The sequence below is a fragment of the Streptomyces sp. NPDC048106 genome, assembly GCF_040706415.1.
In the GTDB taxonomy this organism is placed as follows: domain Bacteria; phylum Actinomycetota; class Actinomycetes; order Streptomycetales; family Streptomycetaceae; genus Streptomyces.
The window spans coordinates 93,953-115,599 of the sequence record NZ_JBEZND010000025.1; the positions used below are offsets into that span (position 1 = coordinate 93,953).

At 71.6% G+C, this 21,647-nt stretch carries 21 protein-coding genes and 2 pseudogenes; 11 read left to right on the forward strand and 12 right to left on the reverse strand.

The window, feature by feature from the left end:
- Positions 1-115: 115 nt before the first annotated feature.
- Positions 116-577, reverse strand: a complete 462-nt coding sequence (locus AB0927_RS24565; protein WP_366669856.1) for a GNAT family N-acetyltransferase — start codon at positions 575-577, stop codon at positions 116-118.
- An 88-nt stretch (positions 578-665) separates the two neighbouring features.
- A complete protein-coding gene (locus tag AB0927_RS24570; RefSeq protein WP_366669888.1) occupies positions 666-836 on the reverse strand; it encodes a hypothetical protein in 171 nt (56 codons plus the stop codon).
- On the opposite strand from AB0927_RS24570, the pseudogene AB0927_RS24575 reads away from it, so the two are divergent.
- Positions 816-1,399 (forward strand): annotated as a pseudogene (locus AB0927_RS24575) (cryptochrome/photolyase family protein); the annotation flags it as partial. The gene AB0927_RS24570 and the pseudogene AB0927_RS24575 overlap by 21 nt on opposite strands.
- A gap of 160 nt (positions 1,400-1,559) precedes the next feature.
- On the opposite strand, the gene AB0927_RS24580 reads toward AB0927_RS24575, so the two are convergent.
- On the reverse strand, positions 1,560-2,903 hold the full coding sequence (locus AB0927_RS24580) for a hypothetical protein (protein ID WP_366669857.1): 1,344 nt from the start codon (positions 2,901-2,903) through the stop codon (positions 1,560-1,562).
- Between the two features lie 104 nt (positions 2,904-3,007).
- On the opposite strand from AB0927_RS24580, the gene AB0927_RS24585 reads away from it, so the two are divergent.
- Positions 3,008-3,283 (forward strand): hypothetical protein, encoded by a 276-nt coding sequence (locus AB0927_RS24585; RefSeq protein ID WP_366669858.1) that lies wholly within the window; start codon positions 3,008-3,010, stop codon positions 3,281-3,283.
- A gap of 472 nt (positions 3,284-3,755) precedes the next feature.
- On the opposite strand, the gene AB0927_RS24590 is transcribed toward AB0927_RS24585, so the two are convergent.
- From AB0927_RS24590 to AB0927_RS24600, 3 genes are all read right to left on the reverse strand, one after another.
- Positions 3,756-4,169 (reverse strand): hypothetical protein, encoded by a 414-nt coding sequence (locus AB0927_RS24590; RefSeq protein ID WP_366669859.1) that lies wholly within the window; start codon positions 4,167-4,169, stop codon positions 3,756-3,758.
- Positions 4,166-4,726 carry a DUF4328 domain-containing protein gene (locus AB0927_RS24595; protein ID WP_366669860.1) on the reverse strand — a complete coding sequence of 187 codons (561 nt, stop codon included), beginning with the start codon at positions 4,724-4,726 and terminating at the stop codon, positions 4,166-4,168. The genes AB0927_RS24590 and AB0927_RS24595 overlap by 4 nt, the downstream gene beginning before the upstream one ends.
- 171 nt (positions 4,727-4,897) lie before the next feature.
- Positions 4,898-5,251 carry an antibiotic biosynthesis monooxygenase gene (locus AB0927_RS24600; RefSeq protein ID WP_366669861.1) on the reverse strand — a complete coding sequence of 118 codons (354 nt, stop codon included), beginning with the start codon at positions 5,249-5,251 and terminating at the stop codon, positions 4,898-4,900.
- A 301-nt stretch (positions 5,252-5,552) separates the two neighbouring features.
- On the opposite strand from AB0927_RS24600, the gene AB0927_RS24605 reads away from it, so the two are divergent.
- The gene (locus tag AB0927_RS24605; RefSeq protein ID WP_366669862.1) at positions 5,553-6,281 is read left to right on the forward strand and encodes a restriction endonuclease; all 729 of its coding nucleotides are present in this window, start codon (positions 5,553-5,555) and stop codon (positions 6,279-6,281) included.
- An 8-nt stretch (positions 6,282-6,289) separates the two neighbouring features.
- Here AB0927_RS24605 and gap read toward each other — a convergent pair whose 3' ends face one another.
- Positions 6,290-7,288 (reverse strand): type I glyceraldehyde-3-phosphate dehydrogenase, encoded by a 999-nt coding sequence (gap, locus tag AB0927_RS24610; RefSeq protein ID WP_366669863.1) that lies wholly within the window; start codon positions 7,286-7,288, stop codon positions 6,290-6,292.
- 144 nt (positions 7,289-7,432) lie between these two features.
- Positions 7,433-8,389 carry a helix-turn-helix domain-containing protein gene (locus AB0927_RS24615; RefSeq protein WP_366669864.1) on the reverse strand — a complete coding sequence of 319 codons (957 nt, stop codon included), beginning with the start codon at positions 8,387-8,389 and terminating at the stop codon, positions 7,433-7,435.
- Between the two features lie 69 nt (positions 8,390-8,458).
- On the opposite strand from AB0927_RS24615, the gene AB0927_RS24620 reads away from it, so the two are divergent.
- The 3 genes and pseudogenes from AB0927_RS24620 (at position 8,459) to AB0927_RS24630 (ending at position 10,053) form a co-directional block, all read left to right on the forward strand.
- Positions 8,459-8,614 (forward strand): hypothetical protein, encoded by a 156-nt coding sequence (locus AB0927_RS24620; protein ID WP_366669865.1) that lies wholly within the window; start codon positions 8,459-8,461, stop codon positions 8,612-8,614.
- 234 nt (positions 8,615-8,848) lie between these two features.
- A pseudogene (locus AB0927_RS24625) lies at positions 8,849-9,253 on the forward strand (ABC transporter permease subunit); the annotation flags it as partial.
- A 92-nt stretch (positions 9,254-9,345) separates the two neighbouring features.
- Positions 9,346-10,053, forward strand: a complete 708-nt coding sequence (locus AB0927_RS24630; RefSeq protein WP_366669866.1) for an ABC transporter ATP-binding protein — start codon at positions 9,346-9,348, stop codon at positions 10,051-10,053.
- Positions 10,054-10,098: 45 nt separating this feature from the next.
- Here AB0927_RS24630 and AB0927_RS24635 read toward each other — a convergent pair whose 3' ends face one another.
- Positions 10,099-11,766: an ABC-F family ATP-binding cassette domain-containing protein gene (locus AB0927_RS24635; RefSeq protein WP_366669867.1), complete on the reverse strand. Its 1,668-nt coding sequence runs from the start codon at positions 11,764-11,766 to the stop codon at positions 10,099-10,101.
- A gap of 79 nt (positions 11,767-11,845) precedes the next feature.
- A complete protein-coding gene (locus AB0927_RS24640; protein ID WP_366669868.1) occupies positions 11,846-13,480 on the reverse strand; it encodes an ABC-F family ATP-binding cassette domain-containing protein in 1,635 nt (544 codons plus the stop codon).
- A 344-nt stretch (positions 13,481-13,824) separates the two neighbouring features.
- Here AB0927_RS24640 and AB0927_RS24645 point away from each other — a divergent pair, with 344 nt between their 5' ends.
- On the forward strand, positions 13,825-14,355 hold the full coding sequence (locus tag AB0927_RS24645) for a hypothetical protein (protein WP_366669869.1): 531 nt from the start codon (positions 13,825-13,827) through the stop codon (positions 14,353-14,355).
- 102 nt (positions 14,356-14,457) lie between these two features.
- The gene (locus tag AB0927_RS24650) at positions 14,458-14,829 is read left to right on the forward strand and encodes a VOC family protein (protein WP_366669870.1); all 372 of its coding nucleotides are present in this window, start codon (positions 14,458-14,460) and stop codon (positions 14,827-14,829) included.
- Positions 14,830-14,923: 94 nt separating this feature from the next.
- On the opposite strand, the gene AB0927_RS24655 is transcribed toward AB0927_RS24650, so the two are convergent.
- On the reverse strand, positions 14,924-16,174 hold the full coding sequence (locus AB0927_RS24655; RefSeq protein WP_366669871.1) for an MFS transporter: 1,251 nt from the start codon (positions 16,172-16,174) through the stop codon (positions 14,924-14,926).
- Complete coding sequence (locus AB0927_RS24660; protein WP_366669872.1) at positions 16,171-17,310, reverse strand: PLP-dependent cysteine synthase family protein; 1,140 nt, start codon at positions 17,308-17,310, stop codon at positions 16,171-16,173. The genes AB0927_RS24655 and AB0927_RS24660 overlap by 4 nt, the downstream gene beginning before the upstream one ends.
- Positions 17,311-18,361: 1,051 nt before the next feature.
- Between AB0927_RS24660 and AB0927_RS24665 the strand changes: the two genes are divergently transcribed.
- From AB0927_RS24665 to AB0927_RS24675, 3 genes are all read left to right on the forward strand, one after another.
- On the forward strand, positions 18,362-19,024 hold the full coding sequence (locus tag AB0927_RS24665; RefSeq protein ID WP_366669873.1) for an urease subunit gamma: 663 nt from the start codon (positions 18,362-18,364) through the stop codon (positions 19,022-19,024).
- Positions 19,008-20,876: an urease subunit alpha gene (locus AB0927_RS24670; protein ID WP_366669874.1), complete on the forward strand. Its 1,869-nt coding sequence runs from the start codon at positions 19,008-19,010 to the stop codon at positions 20,874-20,876. Before AB0927_RS24665 ends, AB0927_RS24670 begins: the two co-directional genes overlap by 17 nt.
- Before the next feature lie 82 nt (positions 20,877-20,958).
- Positions 20,959-21,633 carry an urease accessory UreF family protein gene (locus AB0927_RS24675; protein WP_366669875.1) on the forward strand — a complete coding sequence of 225 codons (675 nt, stop codon included), beginning with the start codon at positions 20,959-20,961 and terminating at the stop codon, positions 21,631-21,633.
- Positions 21,634-21,647: the final 14 nt, after the last annotated feature.

Consider the following 21,647-nt stretch of genomic DNA (forward strand, 5'->3'; position numbering starts at 1 on the left):
AGCGGCGCGATCAAGGACCGAGCAACCCGGCGAACCTTTCCATCCGCGTCACCAGCAGGCGCCCTCGCCCGCCATCGCCCCGGAAAGCGATCGCCGGTGTCGGACGGCTGGTTGCTCAGGGCTGCTCCGTGTCGAACGGCAGACCCCGACGGAAGACGACCATGGCTTGGCCGGGACCGTTGTAGTCATCGATGATCTCCGCCTCGAAACCGAGGCTGCGATGGAACGCGACCGAGCCGGTGTTTCCGAGGGAGGTGATCGCCTTCAGCCTTAGCGCGCCATGGCGATGCGCGGCATCGGCGAACGCCGCGTACAGGCGGCGCCCGAGACCGGTGCCGCGGGTGTCGTCCCGAGTGGCGATCAGGTGCACGTACCCGGTTCCGGTCGGGGTGACGAATCCGATGACGTACCCGTGGATTCCGTCCTCGGCTCGGGCGACCAGACAGGTCTCCCCGAACTCTTGCACCAGCGCCAGAAGGTGCAGGGACCGAAGGTCGCGTTCTCCCCAGTAGCGGTGGTGATCGGCGAGTACCTGGTGGATGTCGGTCATTTCGGCCGACGTGATCTGTGGGCGCATGACACGGATCATGGCAGGCGCCTCGCCCGTGTGAGGAGTGGGTGTCCTGCCCTCCACCGGTTGCCGCCCGGCGGCACCCGGGAGCCGGTCAGGGCGGTGGTGCCGTGCGCAGGGCGAGGATGGCCACGTCGTCGGTGGTGTCGGCGGCGAGCCCGATGAGGAGTTCGTCGCAGAAGACGTCGAGCGGCTCGCGGGCGAGGGCGGCGGCGTGCTGGCGCAGCCTGGATATGGCGTCGTCGTCTGGCAGTTGTACTGGCACTTCGGCGAGGACTACCGGCACGGGAACGCGCTCGGGCACACCGGCGAACTGCCGGACTGCTTCGCCGAGTTGGACGCGGACGCGGTCACCGCGGGCTGCCTGGCCTGCTCGCCCAGGTGCGCGACACCGGGTGGACGCATCACATCCCCCGGCTGATGGTGCTGGGCAGCCACGCCCTGCAGCACGGCTGGGACCCAGTCGCGGTGACCGACTGGTTCCACCGCTGCTTCGTCGACGGCTACGACTGGGTGATGGTGCCGAACGTGGTGGGCAAGTCCCAGTACGCGGACGGCGGCAGGATGACCACCAAGCCGTACACGTCGGGCGGCGCTTACATCCACCGCATGAGCGACCTGTGCGACGGTTGCGCCTACCGTCCCACCGAGCGCACCGGTCCGCGGGCCTGCCCCTACGCCGCCGGTTACTGGGCCTTCCTGCACCGGCACCGGCGGCGGCTGTCCGGCAACGCCCGCATGCGGCGCGCGATGCAGGGCCTGGACCGGCTCGCCGACCTCGACGAGGTGATGCGACAGGAACGGCGCCGGGCGGGCGAAGTGCCGTGAGGCGGCGGACGGTCGAGGTCCCCGGCAGCGCGGCGGCCTTCACGCCCGGCGGAGGCGGTGGCGGCGGGCGGGCGGCCGTGTGCGCCCCGGTTCCCGGGTCATCGCGCGCACGGCCGCCCGGGTACGGCCCGGGTCCGCTCGTCCGTCCGTCCCTGGTTTGCTAGTTCACGGCGAGGACGGCCGTGTTGTTCGCCGTGTCCGGGTCGTGGCCGAACTCACCGAACGGAGGATGGATGCTGACCTCCCCCGTCGCCCCGGGCACCACCGTGTCGATGCGCAGCTGGAAGGCGAAGGAGCGCTCCGTGTTCTCCAGCACCCAGTAGGGAAGCTCGCAGTCGTAGCGCGGGGCGCCCGTGCGGTTCGGGTAGTAGCCGCCGGCGAGGGTGCGCGGGACGCAGTCCGCCGGTGCGCCCGTGACCGTGGTGCCGGTCGGGACGATCAGCCGGACCGCGGCGACCGGGTCCCCGGAGCCCAGGTTGCCGAGCCAGCCGGGCCCCTCGTTCTTGAAGGTGAGCGGCGCGGTGACCGTCTCGCCCGCGGTCCCCGTGACCGACGCACCGGTCACCGAGAAGTCGGCGGTGTTGTCGGCGCCTATCCGCAGTGCCACGTAGTCGTCGTAGTTCCCGAGGTTGGTGGCTCCGACGGGCTCCGCGGAGATGTCCAGCCGCTCCTGGAGCGCGTGCTGCGTCAGCGCGACCTGGAGCGGCTCGGGCAGTTCGAAGGAGGCGCCCGGGGCAAGATCCTGGTCGAAGGTGCAGGTCGCGTACGACATCGGGGCGTAGTCGTCCCCGCTCGACGCCGTGTAGACGCAGGCGTCGTACCGGTTGACGTACTGCAACCCGTACGAGGCCATCATCTTGACCGTGAAGCCGTGCGCGGTCTCGTTGCCATGGTTGGTGAGCGTGAAGGGGAGCGTCTGCCGGCTGCCCGGCTGGGCGTGCTCGATGTCGCCGCCGGTCGTGAGCCCGAGGTCGGGCCCCGACGCGATGGTGACCGTGGTGTCGAAGCTGTCCTGGGACGTGGTGAGCGTGCCGTCGGGGCCGCCGGTGGCCGTCGCCTCGAAGGTGATGCGGCCGCGCGCCCCGGCGGTCGCCCCGTCGGCCGCGCGGACCTGGAGGTGGACCTCGCCGCCGGTGTTCCCGGTCACCGGCACGTCGGGCACGTCGCACACCGCGGTCGCGCCGCTCGGCGTGCAGTTGTCCGGCCAGGTGATCTCGGCTACGCCGGCGAGGCCGGAGGCGTCCACGGTGAGCCGGCCGTCGGTGACCGTGAAGTGGCTGTTGTCGTGATTGAGCCTGACGTCGAGCGTGCGGGTCGGGGGTGTCCCGCCGTCGATGCCGAGCGGCAGGGTCGGCTCGTACGGGGCGGTGATCCAGAGTTGGTCCGTCTCCGGCTCGGTCCCGGCGAACGCGGGAGCCGTGGCGAGCGTCAGGGTGACGAGCCCGGCGGCGAGCGTCGTACAGGCTCCGAGCCGCAGTGCGCGGCGGACGGAGTCAGCTCTCATGACATCTCCAGGTGAGGGATGGTCAGGTCACCGGCTCGGCTCGGGTCGCCGATCAGCGTCCCGTGCCGAGCCGTATCTCCTTGACGATGAAGGAAGGTTGGGGGTTGTACGACATCGCGTCCGATGCGCGCGCCGATCGCGGGCCCCGCCGCTCCAGCCGCAGCTACCGCCTGACCCCGAGCGACCAGAAGATCATGGAAGACCTGGACATCCAGGCCGAACAGGTCGTCATCACCTGGCAGCAGCTCGACGAGCACTCGCCGACCGTCACCGTCACCGCACCGACCGGCCCCGACGGCTGGCACCTGCCGATCCCGCACCGCCCCGACTGGCTGGCCAGCCTCAACAGGAACGAGGCCCCCGACTGGTGGCCGAGGTGACCGGCGCACCCCACCGCACCGGCCGCGGATCCCCCCGAGCCTCCGTCGCCGGAGCCTGACGTGTCTCGACTGCCATCGACTGTCTCTCTTCCGATTCGCGTGATGATCCGCATGACTTCCCTCAGACCAGTGGTCGGCCAGTCATGATTACTGTGCGTGCACAGTGGTAGCGCATCGTGATAATCGGGTGTGGCAGGCGTGCCCGTCGGGATGTCGTGTGACCACCTTGAGTCGTACGCAGTCGACCCGATCGGTCCGGACTCGGTCCGTTCGTCGACGCGGGGACGCGGGTTGTCGGTCGGCTCGGTGGCAGTCGCCACGCCAACTACCGACGATGGGAGGGCGGTTGAGGTCGTCGATTACCTGCGCTGAAGGGTGACGTACGCGTGAATCGGGGTAGCGGGTTCGGTGTCCGCGCCATGGACGCAGGACCGCCCGGCGGACGGCCCTGGTCATCAGGACGGCTCAGCCGTCACTTCAGCTCGATCACCAGGCCGAAGTCGTTGCCCCGGTGCCAGCCGGTGACGATCTTCGGGCTGCCGTGCTTGTCGTCGGCCCAGCTGTAGAAGTGCTGCCAGGTGACGTCGTCGCCGTACCAGTGGTTGTAGTCGGTCTCCGCGTACGCCTGCACGGCCTTGCCGTCGCGCCTGGTGTCCCACAGGTAGAAGGACCCCGACGCGTACGACTTGCCGTCGACCTTCTTCGTGCACTCCATGTACTTGGCGGCACCGCCCTTGATGTGGATCTCCTTCCAGCCGCTGCACTTGTTGGCGGTGGCGTGGACCTGTCCGACGGCCGGGGCCGCGATCGCGGCCGAGGGCGCGACGAGGCCGGCGGTCAGAGCCAGTCCGGTGGCGGCGAGGGCGAGACGCTTGAATCGTTTCATCTCGATGGTCCGCGTCCTGCGGAGATCGAGTTCAGCGCCACGGCCTGACGTGACGTGACGCGCTGGATCACGACGATCGCCAGTACGGCCGCCGCCAGTTCAAGGACGACCGTGGCGAGAGTGAGAACGAAGGGGGTGCTCCCGCCCGGCCGGGTGGTCAGTGTCGCGACCAGTGCGTGCCCGACCCATGCGGCCCACCAGGCATTCACCACCGAGCGGTCGCGGTCCTCGGCGTCGCCGGGGGCGCTCGCTCGGTGCACCTGGAGGACCAGTCCGCGGGGAACCCAGAGGTTCACCACCGGGACCAGCCAGGCGATCACGGCCCAGACCGGGGGAACGGGAGCCTTGTCGGGCATGAGGAGCCCGGCGATGCGGCGGCATCGGGAGAACCAGACCAGGAAGAGCACCATGGCCGCCGTCATCACGATCACGAACGCCCGGGACGACCAACTCTGCCCGCCCAGCAGGCGGAGGGCGTCGGCCAGGGTCGCCGCCCCGACGGCTGCCTGCGCGGAACGAGCAAGCGCCCAGGGGGCTCTGTCGGCGGGATCACTCATGATTGCGGGCACCTGACGCTCGGGAGCTGGAGGGTGGAGGCGATGTGACGGCGCCCGAGGGACGGCGACGCGAATGTGATCATATCGCGTTGTTTTGCGTGTTCATGCCATGGATCCGGCCACCGCGATGTCCGTCACGGGACTCCGGGCGGAGCCGGATCCAGGCACCCCCTACGGTCGCGTGAACCCGTGGCTCCGCTCCACTTTCGCCACGTGCAGCGTGTAGCTCTGGTACCACTCGGCCTGCCCGCGCTTCTGCGCCGCGCGGTGTTCGGCGTTGCGCCGCCACTCGGTAAGGGCGTCGGCGTCGCGGAAGTACCCGACGGTGATGGACAGCCCGCCCGGAGTCTGCGCGTGGTCCATGCCCAGGAACCCCGGAACGTCCTTCACCAGGTCTTCCATACGTGCGTTGGTCTCGCTGTAACCGCTCTGGTCCTGGGTTCGCACCGCGGTGAAGACAGCCGCGTAGTAAGGGGGTTCAAACGCGCGGACGGGCGCGACGGGGGATTCCGAGTGATCGCTCATGACGCCCACGGTAAGGCGGGATGCGTTCGATGATCCAGCGCCTTTCCTGAACAGGACGTGCCATGAGAAGCGGGCCTCGCGCGCTGGGCTGCCGCGCGGAATTCGGCCAGATCCGATGGCTTCGTGCCATTCACCGACAATCCGCCTCCGGCGTCACTGGGGCGCCGCTACACAAGAAGGCCGGGGCGGCGTCCTGCCGTGCCCGTGGAGTGGCCGGTCGGTGGGGGAGGGCTGGACGGGTGCTGACCATCAGCGTGGCGGTTCTGCCGCAGTGCGCGAGCGGCGTCACGGAGGCGGTCCGATGAGTGCGCGCCGGTCCACGGGCAGGGCGACGAGCAGGCGCCCGCCGGCGCGGCGGCGGGCGCGCGGGCCGGGTCGGCGGCGGCAACGCCGGGACGACCACCGGCTGATCGGCCTCCTGGCGGCCGCGGTTCTGGCGCTGGCCTTGGTGGTGACCGTCGTCAACTGGCTGCTGGCGCACTGGTGGGTGCCGGCTGCCGCCGCCGTGCTCGCGGCGTTGGCCGGCGGCGGCTGGTTCCACCGGAAGCGGCAGCGGGCGCGGTGGGAACAGGTCCGCGCGCAGGGCCTGCGCTACGGGCTGGCTCAGCTCGACGCCCTGCACCATGCCCGGTTCGAGGACGCGGTGCGGGACCTGATGCACCGCGACGGCTGCCGGGACGCGGTCCGGGTCGGAGGCGGCGGGGACCTGGGCGCCGACGTGAAGGCCACCGACCCCTACGGGCGGCGGTGGGTGATCCAGTGCAAACACCGCCGCCAGGGTCTCGCCGGGTCCGCGGTCGGCACACCGGACCTCCAGGTCCTCAACGGCACCGCTCGACAGGTCCACGGAGCCGACGTCGCGGTCATCGTGACGAACGGCCGGGTCACCACCCCGGCCGTGGCCTTCGCCAGGCAGCAACGCCTCCACGTGGTCGACCGGCACACCCTCGCGGTGTGGGCGGCCGGCTCACGGCCCCTGTGGGAGCTGCTTCGCGCCGTCCCGCCACCTCGCCGGCCGACCGCCTCCTGAACGTCCGGTCAGCGGGTGGCGAGCAACTCGAGAGTGTCGATCACGCGGTTCGAGAAGCCCCACTCGTTGTCGTACCACGCGACCACCTTGACGTGGCGGCCGTCGACGCGGGTGAGGGCCGAGTCGAAGATCGACGAGGCCGGATTGCCCGTGATGTCGGACGACACCAGCGGGTCCTCCGAGTACTCGAGGATGCCGGCGAGCGGCCCCTGCGCGGCGGCGCGGTACGCCGCCAGCACGTCGTCACGGGTCACGTCGCGGGCGACGGTCGTGTTGAGTTCGACGATCGAGCCCACCGGCACCGGTACGCGGATCGAGTCACCCGACAGCCTGCCGTCGAGGTTCGGCAGCACCAGACCGATCGCCTTGGCGGCGCCGGTCGTGGTCGGCACGATGTTGATCCCGGCGGCCCGGGCGCGACGGGCGTCGCGGTGCGGACCGTCCTGCAGGTTCTGCTCCTGCGTGTAGGCGTGCACCGTCGTCATGAACCCGTGCTCGATACCGGCGAGTTCGTCGAGGACCGCGGCCAGCGGCGCGAGCGCGTTGGTGGTGCAGGAGGCGTTCGAGACGATCGTGTGGACGGCCGGGTCGTAGGCGTCGGTGTTGACCCCGAACGCGAGCGTGACGTCGGCGCCGTCCGACGGCGCGCTGACGAGTACCTTCCTCGCGCCCGCGTCGAGGTGGGCGCGGGCGGCCTTGGCCGAGGTGAAACGGCCGGTGGCCTCCAGGACGATGTCGACTCCGAGTTCGGCCCACGGCAGCCGCTCCGGTTCGCGCTCGGCCAGCACGGTGATCCGACGGCCGTCCACGACGAGGACGTCCCCGTCGACGGTGAGCGGGCGTCCGAGCCGGCCGGCCGTGCTGTCGTAGGCGAGCAGCCGGGCGAGCGTGGCGGGCTCCGTCAGGTCGTTGACGGCGACGATCTCCAGAGCGCTGTCGCGCTCCAGCAGCGCGCGCAGCACATTGCGTCCGATGCGGCCGAATCCGTTGATGGCGATGCGAGTCATGAGTGGTGTCCCTTCCCTTCGCCACCAGGTTCGCCCGCGGCACGCGCCGCTGACAGTGGCGGGATCGCCACGGTTCAAAAGGATCCCGCCACGCTGGATCCCGCCACACGGGGTGCGAAAGGATCACACGGTGCCCCGGGCGGGTCACTCGCCCCGGGTGAAGGTGCGCCGGTACTCGCTCGGTGTGGTGCCGAGGATGCGCTGGAAGTGCAGGCGCAGGTTCGCGCCGGTGCCGAGCCCGACGTCGGCGGCGATCTGTTCGACGCTGCGCTGCGAGCGTTCGAGCAGTTCGCGGGCCAGGTCGATGCGGGCGCGCATCACCCACTGCATCGGCGTGTAGCCGGTGTCCTCCACGAAGCGCCGGGAGAACGTGCGCGGCGAGACCTCGGCCTGCCGCGCCAGCGTGTCGAGGGTGAGAGGCTCGCCGAGCCGGTGCAGCGCCCACTCGCGGGTGGCGGCGAAGCGCTCACCGAGTGGCTCGGGGACGCTGCGCGGCACGTACTGGGCCTGGCCGCCGCTGCGGTAGGGGGCGGCGACCAGACGCCGGGCCGCGTGGTTGGACGCGGCCACTCCGAGGTCGCCGCGCAGGATGTGCAGACACAGGTCGATGCCGGAGGCGGCGCCGGCCGAGGTGAGCACGCTGCCCTCGTCGACGAACAGCACGTTCTCGTCGACCCGGACGAGTGGATGCCGGGCCGCGAGGGCCCGCGTGTAGTGCCAGTGCGTCGTGGCGCGCCTGCCGTCGAGCAGCCCCGTGGCGGCGAGCGCGAAGGCGCCCGTCGAGATGGCGGCAAGCCGCGCGCCCCGGTCGTGGGCGGCGATCAGCGCGTCGACGACGGCCCGCGGCGGGTCGTCGCGGTCCGGGAACCGGTAGCCGGGCACGAAGACGATGTCGGCCCACGCGAGCGCGTCGAGGCCATGGGCGACGTAGTACGCGAGACCGTCGCCGCCGGCCACGAGACCGGGTGTCGCCCCGCACATCCGCACCTCGTACGGCATGCTCGCGCGGGTCGTGAAGACCTGCGCGGGAATTCCGACATCGAGCGGCTTCGCCCCCTCGAGCACGAGGACGGCGACGCGATGCAGACGGGAGGCGGGCACAGGAAGAGGTTACGTGGGGCCCGGTCCACGGAGCTGCTGTCCGGATTCGGCGAGGGCCTCGGGATCTTCATGGCGCAGGCACAACTGGCCACGGACGGCGCGCGGGACGTGCTCGCGGGCGTGGTGTGGGCGGGTTCGCTCGGCCTGGTCGTCAACGGCGTACTGGTGTGGGCGGAACGGCGGTTTTTCCCCTGGACCCCCGACCGGCGGGAGGGGCGGGAGTGACGGCTCCGCCGAGGGCCGGGGCGGCGCGGCCCGCGCTCGGTGCCCTGCTGCGCCGGCCGGTCCTGGCCGCTGCCGCCGTCGCCTGGGAGCTGGCGGCCCGCGCGCGGCAGCGTCTTCTTTCCGCCGCCGTCCCGGATCGTGCGCCACGCCTACGACCTGTGGTTCTCCGGACCCGTGAGCCATCTCTTCCTCACCGACGCCGCGTTCGACACCATCGGGCCGAGCCTCGGCCGGATGGTGGCCGGCTTCACGCTCGCCGCAGTCGCCGGGATCACGCTCGGAGTGGTGATCGGCCGCTCCCGACGGGCCTACGCGCTGTGCGATCCGGTGCTCCAGTTCGCGCTTGCCGTCCCGCCGCCCGCCCTGGTCCCGGTCTTCGTCGTGGTCCTCGACTTCGGCACGCCGATGCAGGTCTCGTCGATCGTGTTCAGCGCCGTGTGGCCCGTCCTCGTCAACACGGCGGAGGGCGCCCGTACCACCGATTCACTGCGCCTGGAGGTCTCGGCCGTACTGCGGCCCACCCCCGCCGAGCGGCTCTGGTACGTGATTCTGCCCTCCGCGCTGCCCCGCGTCTTCGCCGGGCTGCGGCTGAGCCTGTCGCTCGGGCTGATCCTCATGGTGTTCTCGGAGCTGCTGCCCGGCACCGAGAACGGCATCGGTTTCCTGCTCGCCGACGCCGAGTCGCGTTCGGACCTGCTGGCTATGTCCTCGGGCTACAGGAGTCCTCTGCCGTGGCCATGGCCGCGGGCCACGCCCTGGGCACCGGACGCGCCGCGTTCGTCAGCCTGCACTCCGCGGGCGGTGTCGGTCACTCGCTGGGCGCCGGTCTGCTGCCCGTACGCGAGGGCGAGGTCACGATCGACGGCACACCGGTCACCGGGGTGCCGGATCGGCTCGCGGTCGTCTTCCAGGACTACGGCCGCTCACTGCTGCCGTGGCTCACGGTCCGCGACAACGTGGCCCTGCCGCTGCGCCGCCAAGGACTGCGCCGGGCCGGGCGGCGGGCCGAGGCCGAACGCATCCTGGAACGCGTCGGTCTGGAAGCCTCGGCCCGCCGATACCCCTGGCAGCTCTCCGGCGGCATGCGGCAGCGGGTCGCCATCGCCCGTGCCCTGGTCGTCCGCCCCCGCCTGCTGCTCAGGGACGAGCCCTTCGGCTCCCTGGACGCCCAGACCCGCGAGGACCTGGAAGACCTGCTCCTGGAGGTGCACCGGACGGACGGCCCCACGATCGTGTTCGTCACCCACGACATCGACGAGAGCGTCTGTGTCGGCGACCGCGTGGTCGTCCTCTCCGCGGGCCCAGGCTCCCGCGTCGTCCGCGACCTGCCGGTGCAACTCCCCTTGAAACGCGACCAGATCGCGACACGGAGCCTGCCGGAGTTCGTGACGCTGCGGGCCGAGGTGGGGCGAGCGGTACGGACACCGGACCGATCCTGAACCAGAGGCGGCCTGCCTGTTTCTCCAGGAGGCGCAGCGCCCTGTTCAGGTGCCGGAACGGGCCGTCGGCGCCGTGACGCCCCGCTGTCCGGGTGCCGGTTCCAGCCGGAGTTCCCGGCCTTGCCACCGTCGCCGCAGCCAGCGGTCGTGGCTGGCAAGGACGACCGCGCCCGGTCCGGTGCCCAAGGCATCCTCCAGCTCGTCGCACAGCCGCGGGGACAGGTGGTTCGTGGGCTCGTCGAGCAGCAGCAACTGGGGCGGGCAGGCCACCAGGAGGGCCAGCGCGAGCCGTCGGCGCTGCCCGACGGACAGCCGGCCGACGGGTTTGTCCAGGTCCGCTTCGTGCATCAGCCCGAGCGAGCCCAGCGGCACCCGCTCGGCCCGCGCCGGTCCCAGGGACTGCGCGTAGGTGTCACGGACCGTGCGCTCGGGCCGTTCGAACACGGTGTCCTGGGTGAGCAGCCCCACCGTAAGCCGTTGTCGCCTGTGCACCTCGCCCTCGGCCGGCAGGTGACCGGCGAGCACCGCGAGCAGCGTCGACTTGCCCGCCCCGTTGCCACCGGTGACCAGCAGCCGGTCGGTGGCCCGCACCTCCAGGGCGTCCAGCGTGAGCCGGCCGGGCACCCGTACGTCGCGGAGACGGACCAGCGGCCGCGGACCCTCCTCCGCACGGGCGGCCAGCTCCCCGGCCGCGAACCGCAGCGGGCGCGGCGGCTCGGTGACCCGGGTGCGCTCCAGTTCCTCCAGCCGCTGGGTGGCGTCGCGCACCCGGCGGGAGATCTGGTTCTGCACCCGGCCCGCCCGGTGGCCGTAGCCCATCTTCTCGTTGTCGCGCCGGCCCCGGTCCGGCGCGACCAGGTGCGCGGTCACGCCCGCCGCGTGCCGCAGCTCCTCCAGTCGCTGCTGCTCCTCGGCGTACCGCCGCTCCCAGCGGACCCGCTCGGCGCGCTTCTCGCCCAGGTAGGCGCTGTAGTTGCCGCCATAGCGGACCGGGCCGTCCACCGCCGGGTCGAGGTCGATCAGATCGGTGCAGACGGCGTCGAGGAACGCCCGGTCGTGGCTGGCGAGCACCACGCATCCGGGCAGGCCCCGGATCTGCTCCTCCAGGAAGGCGGCGGCGCCGTCGTCGAGGTGGTTGGTCGGCTCGTCGAGCAGCAGCGCCGAAGGCCGCCTGACCAGCAGCGCCCCCAGGGCCAGCCGACCGCGCTGCCCGCCGGACAGTGAACCGAGCGTGCGGTCGTGGCCGAGCGCGCCGAGGCCCAGCCCGTCCAGCACGAGGGCCGCGCGCCGGTCGGCGTCCCAGGACTCCCGGTCCTGGGCCCCCTCCAGACGCCGGCCGTAGGCGTCGAGGAGTTCCCGGTGGCCGGGGTCGTCCTCGGGGACGCGGGCCAGTTCGGCGCCGAGTCGTTCGAGTTCCGCGAGGTCCTCGCGGGCCTCGCGCAGCGCCTCGTCGAGCACCGCGCCGAGGGTCGAGTCGGCGTCGAAGGGCATCTCCTGGTGCAGGAAACCGAGGTCGGCGGGGCGGGAGACGCTTCCGGCGTCGGGTTCGTCCACGCCGGCGAGCACCCGCAGCAGGGTGGACTTGCCGGTGCCGTTCTCCCCGATCAGGCCGATACGCCGGCCGGGGGAGGCGGTCAGGTGGACGCCGTCGAGGACGCGACGGCCGCCGAGGACGCGGACGAGGTCGTGGGCGAGCAGAGCGGTCTGGGGCATGGAGGTCCGTCCGATGTGATCGGTGGTCGGCCCGCCGGGCACAGGGCCTCGTGCGCGGGCCACGTCACACGTCGGCGGTTCACACCGCGGGCGCCGCCGTCTCCGTCAGCGTTCCGTCGGCCAGCCGCAGCCAGCGGTTCACCCCGATCTCGGCGAGGAACCGCTCGTCGTGGCTGACCACCATGAAGGCGCCCTGGTAGGAGTCGAGCGCGCTCTCCAACTGGCCCACGCTGACCAGGTCGAGGTTGTTGGTCGGCTCGTCGAGCAGGAGCAGGTGGGGAGCCGGTTCCGCGCACAGCACGCAGGCGAGGGTGGCCCGCAGCCGTTCGCCGCCCGAGAGGACCCCGACCGGCAGGTGCGCACGGGCGCCCCGGAAGAGGAAGCGGGCGAGCAGGTTCATCCGCTCCGCCTCGGGCCGATCGGGGGCGAAGGCGGCGAAGTTCTCGGCCACGGTGCGGTCGAGGTCCAGCAGGTCCAGGCGCTGCGAGAGGTAGGCGATCCGGCCGTCGCCGCGTTTGATCGCCCCGCCGTCCGGGGTGAGGTCACCGGTGATCAGCCGCAGCAGGGTGGTCTTGCCAGCGCCGTTGGGCCCGGTCAGCGCGATGCGCTCGGGGCCGCGGACGCTCACGTCGACGCCTCCGTCGGCGAACACGGCCCGGCCGGCGTGGTGCGCCTGCAGTCCCTCGCCGAGGAAGAGGGTGCGCCCGGCGGGCACCTGGGTGTCGGGCAGTTCCAGGGTGAGGCGCTGCTCGTCGCGCAGCGCGCGTCCGGCCTCGTCGAGGCGGGCCCTGGCCTCGCTGACCCGGGACGCGTGCATCTGGCCGGCCCGGCCCGCGGACTCCTGCGCGCCGCGCTTCATGTTGCCGGCGAAGATGCGAGGCAGCCCGGCGTTCTTGAGGTTGCGGGCGGCGTTGCTCGCCCGGCGCTCGGCGCGTTCACGGGCCTGCTGCATCTCCCGCTTCTCGCGCTTGAGTTCCTGCTCGGCGTTGCGGACGTTCTTCTCGGCGACTTCCTGCTCGGCGCGCACGGCCTCCTCGTAGTCGCTGAAGTCGCCGCCGTACAGGCGTAGTTCGTCGCTGCCGAGTTCGGCGATGCGTTCCATGCGGTCGAGCAGCGCGCGGTCGTGGCTGACCAGCAGCAGGCAGCCGGTGAAGTCTTCGAGTACCTCGTAGAGCTTGTGCCGGGCCGCCAGGTCGAGGTTGTTGGTCGGCTCGTCGAGCAGCAGTACGTCAGGGCGCCTGAGCAACTGGGCGGCGAGGCCGAGGGAGACGACCTGGCCGCCGCTGAGCGTGTTCAGGCCGCGGTCCAGGGTGAGGTCGGCCAGGCCCAGGCGGTCGAGCTGGGCGCGGGTGCGCTCCTCGATGTCCCAGTCGTCGCCGATGGTGGTGAAGTGCTCCTCGCTCACGTCCCCGGACTCGACGGCGTCCAGGGCGCGGATGACCTCGGCGACGCCGAGGACCTCGGCGACGGTGAGATCGCCGGTCAGGGGCAGGCTCTGCGGGAGGTAGCCCAGCGTCCCGCTGACGGACAACGAGCCGGTGGTGGGCCTGAGTTCACCGGCGATCAGCTTGAGCAGCGTGCTCTTGCCGGAGCCGTTGGGCGCGACCAGGCCCGTACGTCCGGTGGCCAGGGTGAAGGACAGGTCGTGGAAGACCGGGGTGTCGTCCGGCCAGGCGAAGGAGAGATGCGAGCAGACGACGGCGGCGTCGGACATGAAGGAGACCTCGAAGGTACTGAGGGCAGGGTGTTGGGACCTCTGCCCTGGGCAGACGTGGGAAAAGTGGGTACGACTAAACGGACCACGTCGGCGGCGCTCCTGAGCACCGGCCGGTGGCCGTCAGATCCGGGTCTCACCCCGAGATGTCGTCTTCACCCACCACGTCTGCGACTCCTCGCTCACACAGTCCAGGTCGCTCACAGTCTAGCAAAGGACGCACCGGCCACTGGCGCCGCCGGGCTGCCCGCGCCGAGCCGGTGGCGACACTGTCGTCGGCTGCCGCCCGCCCCTTAACATCCCTGTCCAGGGGCCACCCGCGCACCCTGGGCAAGGGGCTGAGCATGGGGTCGACCACGTCACGTCCGGTGTTCCGGCGCTTCGCCGGCGCCGTCGCGGTCGGTGCCGCCCTGACCGCGACGTCAGGATGCACCGTTCCCGTGGACGCCGTCGCCGGTATCTCCGTGACCGCCGACGGTCACCTGCTCGGCGTCATGGTGGTCTGCGGACATCAGATCGACGGCGCGACCCTCTACGTGGAAAGCGACGACGTCGACAAACAGAAGGAGGTCGGTTCGTGGACCGCCGACCGCCCCCTCACCCGGGGTCTCACGACCTGGACGCTCGATTCCCCCGCTGCCGGCTGGACCGCTACCAGGCCCCTCGCCCCGCTCACCACCAAGACCACCTACACGCTCTACGGGTGGACCAAGGACAACTCGGGGTCGGCGAGCGGCATCTCCTTCACCCTGGCCGACCGGGACCGGCTCACCCCCGGAAAGGTCCGCTACGACAGCGTCTCGGACAGCGGCGACGACGCCGAGATCACCGTCCCCATGGCGGAGTTCAGAGCCAGGGCCTGCCAGGACGGGTAACGCCACGGCGCCTCCGCCCGGGCACTTCGGTCACGAGCCGCCCGCAGCCGTGGCCGCCTTTAGGGTTCATGGCGGAAGTCCACCGATCGGCCTGGAGACGCCATGTCCCTGCGGATGAAGCTGACCGCGATAACGCTCGACTGCCCCGACCCGATGGCGTTGGCGGCGTTCTACCAGCAGGCCACCGGCCTTGAACCGCACCCGAAGTCGGACGCCGACTTCGCGGGTCTCAACGGTGACCACGGACTCTTCATCGGCTTTCAGCGGGTCGACGACTACCGGGCGCCGCGCTGGCCGGGCCAGACCGTGCCCCAGCAGATGCACCTGTGCTTCGACGTCGAGGATCTGGACGAGGCGGAGGCCCGGCTGCTGGAGCTGGGCGCGGGCAAGCCGGACCACCAGCCCCATGACGCCGCCAGGGCGCGGGTCCTCACTGATCCGGTCGGTCATCCCTTCTGCATCTGCCGGGGCTGACGGGCGGGTTCGGGAGGGCTTCGATCCGGCAGGCCACGGCCGTGACGACCCGGGCGGCCCCGGCCGTCGGGCCGGAGCCGCCGGGCGCCGTGGCTCACGCCGCGGCAGGCCGCCGGTGGGGAGCGGTGAGCCGTCCGGTCCGGGCGAGGGCCGCGACCGCTGCCGCGCAGCCCGTGCCGGTCGCGGTCAGGGCCGCCCAGGTCAGCCAGGTGGCGTCATGGCGCCCGGCGTAGTCCCAGAGCGCGCCGGTGCCGAGGTTGCCCAGGGTGATGCCGAGTCCGGAGACGGTGTTGTAGAAGCCGTAGTGCGTGGCGACCAGGCGGTTGCCGGACAGGGCGACCACGGTGTCCATCTCGAAGGGGTAGACGACCGCTGATCCGGCCGCCAGCAGGACCACCGCGGCGACCAGGGAGACGAGTACGGCCGTCGTGGAGCCGCGCGGGCTCAGTGCCAGCGGCACGAACGCGAGCCCCATCGCGGCCAGGCCCCGCACCACTGCCTCGCTCGGCTGCCAGCGGGACTTGGCCCAGCCGGTGAGCCGTAGTTGGCCCACCACGGCGACGGCGGCGGAGATGACGAACAGCCCACTGGTGACCGCGGTCCCCTCGGTGCCGAGGGCGTCGGACGCGGCGAGCGGCAGGGCGAGATAGACCTGGAAGGTGAGGACGTACGAGCCGATCATGGCCGCGGAGAAGAGGAGGAACGGCCGGTTGGCCACGATGCCGCGCCACTGCGACAGCACACTGTCCTCTCTGCCGTCGTTCGCGCGTCGGTGGCCTGTGGGCAGCGCGCGCCACTGGAGCAGCGTGAGGGCGGCGAAGACGGCGGCGGCGACGGTGCACACCAGGCGGAAGTCGGCGGCCAGCAGGGCGAGTCCGACGACTGGTCCGAGCAACACGCCTGCCTGGTAGTAGACGTTGAAGGTGGCGAAGGCGTCCACGCGCCGCTCGCCCGCCTCGGCGGCCAGGCAGGCGCGGACGGCGGGGTTGAACAGGGCGCCCGCGAAGCCCGTCGCGGCGGAGGCCACGATGAGTGCGGGGAGGCTGTCCACCCAGCCGAGCAGGGCGAAGCCCAGCGTGCGCAGCAGGCACCCGGCCATGATGGGGATCTTGTAGCCGAGACGGTCGGCGAGCGTGCCGCCGATGAGGAACATGCCCTGCTGGGAGAAGTTGCGGACGCCGAGGACGAGTCCGACGGCCCAGGCGGCCAGTCCGAGCCCGTCGGACAGGTGTGCCGCCAGGTAGGGCATGAGCATGTAGAAGGCGAGGTTGATGGCGAACTGGTTGGCCATCATCAGCCGTGCGCCGGACGGGAACGAACGGGTCTGCTGCCACAACTGCTTCATCGGGCGACTCCCACGAGACCGTGGAGCTCGGGGCGGTCGAGGGGGTCGACGACGCGGGTGCAGCGGGTCCAGCGGGTGATGACGCGCTCCCGGCTGTCGGAGATCTCGTCGGGTTCGTCGGCCGGCAGATGACCGATGAGGTCGTGGCGACGGCAGTAGGCGTCGTCGAAGACCGTGCCCACATAGCGTTGCGGCCCGTCGGGGAAGACCGTGACGATCCGGTTCCGCGGGGGCAGCGCGCGGGCCAGCCAACGGGCGACGAGGGCGACGGCGCCGACGCTCCAGCCGCCGGTGGCGTAGTGGTGGCGGGCGAGGTGACGGGCGGCCCACACGGCTTCGGGGGCGGCGACCCAGTGGACCTCGTCGAAGAGGTCGTAGGCGACGTTGCGCGGGTAGATGCTGGAGCCCAGGCCGCGCATGAGCCGGGAGGCGGCGGGCTGGCCGAAGATCGTGGATCCGGTGGTGTCGACCCCGACGATCCGCAGGTGGGGGAGGCGGCGGCGCAGGACGGACCCGATGCCGGCCGAGTGGCCGCCGGTCCCGACGGAGACGACCAGGGTGTCGATACGGCCGAGCTGGGCGAGGAGTTCGTGGGCGAGCGGGGCGTAGGCGGCGACGTTGTCGGGGTTGCTGTACTGGTTGGGGCACCAGGCGTCCGGGTGGGCGGCGAGGAGTTCCTCGACGCGCTGCCGGCGGGCTTCCTGCCAGCCCCCTTCCGGGTGGGGCGTCGTGACGAGGTCGACCTGGGCGCCGTAGGCGGTGAGCAGGCCCGTCATGAGCGGTTCCATGCCGGGGTCGGTGACGACGGTGACCGGATGGCCGTACGTCGCGCCGGCCAGGGCCAGGCCGAGGCCCAGGGTGCCGGAGGTCGACTCGATGATGCGCGCGCCGGGCACGAGTCGGCCCCGGTCGCGCGCGGCGCGGACCATGTGCAGGGCGGCGCGGTCCTTGATGCCGCCGGGGTTGTGGCCTTCGAGCTTGGCCCAGAAGCCTCGGCCGGAGGCGGTGAAGGGCTCGCCGATCCACAGGGCGGGGGTGTCGCCGACGAGTCCGGCAGGGGTGCGCAGGGGCTGCTTGGCGGCAACCGGCGACTGGACCGGAGACAGCGGGGGTCCGGCGTGTTCGGGGTGGTTCATGGCGTGCTTCTCCTGCGGTCGGCGCCATGACGGGCAGCCGGCCGTTGGGTGAGAAAGGGGGGCGGGGTGATCGGCCGCCGTGCGGCCCACCGGGGGTGGGGCACGGCGCGGGACCGATCAGGTCCGCCACACGCCGAGAAGGGCCCGCGTATGTCCGGCGGACGACGCCGCGGACCGCAGCCGAGACCCGTGATGCCCCGAGGGAGGGACGGCGGGTCGGAAGTCGGCCGGTTCGGCCGGCAGTACGGCGGGGAGGGGTGGCTCAGCCATCCCCTCGTTTTGCGGGGGCTGGATGGTCGGCTGGTCCAGGCCCCAGCAGTGAGGCTCGTTGTGGGGGACGGGTGCGCTCTGCCCGGCGGTGGTCCCCCGATGCGGGTCGGGGGAGACCTGCTCATGGGCGAGAGGCGTCGCCCGCGACAGGGTGTCCGCTTGCGGAGAGGCAGACGCCGTGGGGCCGTGACAGCAGACGAAGACATGCAGGAGCGTGGCCAGCAGCACGACGAGGACCGCTCCGACCCGCGGCACGGAGCGGCCGCTTCGCGTGACGGAGGCAGCTCGCATGGACACCGAGAGTAGTCGCTCGTGTGCATAAAGTTCTTGTGAGAATGTCGGGTCGCGGCGCGGCAAGTGCCGGGCGGGACGCCGCGTTTCCGGCACTTCCGGGCCCCGCGATGTCGGCCCGGCCCGGTCCGGACAGGCAAATTTCCTGGACGACGATCACCGCATCGGGTGAGAGCCGGGCGCAACCGGGGCCACGGGCGCCGCCCTCTGCGCGCTCGTCTGCGGTCTCCTGCCCGTGGCCCCGGCCCCGGTCCCGTCCCCGGCGCTCGTGCGAGGTGGGGCAGGGGCGGTCGGCGTGCCGGTGACTGCGCCCCCGTGACGGCCCCGCTTCCGGTTCATTCCTTCAGGGCCCGTGGGACCGATTCCCCGCATCGAGGTCCCCACCTTCCCGATGATCGATTCCTGGCCGGCGCACGCATGACGGGCATCGCACCGCGTTGCCCGAGGAGGCGGCGTGCGCAGGAGAACGACGATCAGGAGAGGGGGCCGTATGCATCTGACCCCGCATGAACAGGAACGCCTGCTGGTCCATGTGGCGGCCGACGTCGCCCAGCGGCGCCGTGAGCGCGGGCTGCCGCTGAACTACCCCGAGGTCATGGCCCTGTTGACGGCACACGTCTACGAGGAGGCGCGGGCCGGGGCGACGGTCGATGCCGTGATGGAGTCCGGTCGGCATGTGCTGCGGCGCGGCGAAGTCATGGACGGCGTCCCGGAGATGATCGACAACGTGCAGGTCGAGGCGACGTTCCCGGACGGCACGAAGCTGGTGACCATCCACGACCCGTTCGACGAGGCGGCCACCAAGGTGGACGTCCATCCCGGGAAGCTGGACCTGCTGCCGGACGACGACGAACACCGCGTGGTGTTCAACGAGGGCGCCGCGCCGGTGCCGTTGGAGGTGACCAATCCCAAGGACCGTCCGATCCAGGTTGGCTCCCACTTCCACTTTGCCGAGGCCAACGAGGGCCTGGACTTCGTCCGCGAAGCGGCCCACGGCATGCGGCTGCACATCCCGTCCGGCACCTCCGAGCGCTTCGAACCCCATGACCGGCGGACCGTGATGCTGGTCCCCATCGCCGGCGAACGGATCGTCCACGGACTTCAGGCCGGCAAGAGCGACGAGGAGAAGCACCTCGATGCCCCACAAGACTGAACAGCCCGACAAGATCGAACAGCCCGGCGAGACCGAACACCCCTGGGACCCGTTGCGGCGTTCCCGCCACGCCGACCTGTACGGGCCGACCACCGGCGACCGGGTCCGGCTCGCCGACACCAATCTCGTCCTGAAGGTGGAGGAGGACTGGTGCGGAGGCCCGGGACGCAGCGGCGACGAGATGGTCTTCGGCGGCGGCAAGGTGATCCGCGAGTCCATGGGCCAGTCGCACATCCCGCGTGACGACCCGCGCCTGCCGGTGGACACGGTGATCACCGGGGCACTGATCCTGGACCACTGGGGCGTGGTCAAGGCCGACGTCGGACTGCGCGACGGCCGCATCCAGGCGATCGGCAAGGCGTACAACCCCGAGACCATGTCGCGGCGGCCCCACAAAGACCCACGCGCCTCGCACTTCGTCGTGGGCCCGGAGACGGAGGTGATCTCCGGCAAGGGGCGCATCCTCACCGCGGGCGGTGTCGACACCCATGTGCACTTCCTGTGCCCCGGGCAGATCCACGAGGCGCTCGCCTCGGGTGTGACCACGCTGATCGGCGGTGGCACCGGCCCCGCCGAGGGCAGTACGGCCACCACTGTGACGCCCGGTGAGTGGCACATCCAGCGGATGTTCGAGGCGCTGGACGCCTTCCCGGTGAACGTCGGCCTGCTCGCCAAGGGCAGCACCGTCTCGCGGAAGGCGCTGCTCGACCAGGTCGCGGCAGGCGCCCTCGGCTTCAAGATCCACGAGGACTGGGGAGCCACGCCCGCTGTGATCGACGCGGCTCTGGACGTCTGCGAGGAGACCGGTGTCCAGGTCGCGCTGCACGCCGACTCGCTCAACGAGTCGGGGTTCGTGCAGCACACCCTGGCCGCGACCGCGCACCGCGGCAAGACGACGGAAGCCAGGTACCGCAGCCTGCACATCTTCCACATCGAGGGTGCCGGCGGTGGCCACGCCCCGGACATGATCGAGCTCGTGGGGCGGCCGAACGTGCTGCCCGCATCGACCAACCCGACCCGGCCCTTGACGGTGAACACCGTCAAGGAGCACGTCGACATGATGATCGTCTGCCATCACCTCAATCCCGAGGTGCCCGCGGACATGGCGTTCGCCGACTCCCGGATCCGGCCCTCCACCATGGCCGCCGAGGACCTGCTGCACGACATGGGCGCGATCTCGATGATGTCCTCCGACGCCCAGGCCATGGGACGCATCGGCGAGATGATCATGCGGACCTGGCAGACCGCGCACGTCATGAAGTCGCGCTACGGCCACCTGCGCGAGGACGACGCCCACGCGGACAACTTCCGTGCCCGGCGCTACATCGCCAAGTACACCATCAATCCGGCCATCACCCACGGCATCGGCCATGAGGTCGGCTCCGTCGAGACCGGCAAACTCGCCGATCTCGTCCTGTGGGAGCCGAAGTTCTTCGGCGTCAAAGCGCACATGGTGATCAAGGGCGGTCAGATCGCCTACGCACAGATCGGAGACGCCAACGCCTCCATCCCCACCCCCCAGCCCTACCTGCCTCGCCCGGTCTGGGGCTTCCAGGGCCGTTCCCCGGCGGCGAACTCCTTCAACTTCGTCTCGGAGGCGGCCGTTGACGGCCGTCTGCCGCGACTCGGACTGCTCAAGCCGCTGCGGGCGATCCGTTCCACCCGGGCGGTCACCAAGGCCGACATGGTGCACAACAACGGCCTGCCGGACATCGAAGTCGATCCCGACACCTTCGAGGTCACCATCGGCGGCGCCACCACCTCGGATGTCCGCACCACCGTGGACGGGCACGAGGTCGGCCGGAACTACGCCACCGAACTGCCCATGGCCCAGCGGTACTTCCTGTTCTGACCGCCTCTTCCCATCGACCGGGGCCGGCTGCGCCGACGAGGCCGGCCCCGCGCCTTCTCATGAAAGGCGAGCCCGTCAACCCATGAGCCGTACCGCCCTGCTCGTCCTGGCCGACGGCCGCTTCCCCGCCGGAGGGCACGCCCACTCCGGCGGCATGGAGGCCGCCGTCGCCTCCGGAGCCGTGCACGACACCGCGAGCCTGGAGGCCTTCTGCCGCGGGCGACTGCACACCGCCGCACTGACCGCGGCCGGTCTCGCCGCCGCGGCCGCCACCGGATGCGACGCCCTCGCTCTGGACGACGCCGCCGACACCCGCACTCCCGCTCCGGCGCTGCGTCGCGTCGCGCGCCGCCTGGGCCGGCAGATGATGCGCGCCGCCCGCGCCACCTGGCCCTGCCCCGACCTCGACCACCTTGCCCACCACCGGCCCCAAGGGGCCCACCAGCCCGTCGTCCTGGGCGTCGCGGCCCGCGCGGCCGGGCTGACCCCGCTCGACGCGGCCACCGCCGCCCTGTACGAGGGCATCGGCGGCCCGGCGACCGCGGCCGTGCGACTGCTGAGCCTCGACCCCCTCGACGCCACAGCGGTCCTGGCACGGCTCGCCGACGACTGCGACACCCTCGCCGCTGCCGCGGTCGCCGCGGCGGCGCGGGTCACCGCCGAGGGCGTCACCGTCCTGGCCGCCGCGTCCGCTCCGCTGCTGGACATCACCGGCGAACAGCACGCCGCCTGGACCGTCCGCCTCTTCGCCTCCTGACACACCGAACGACC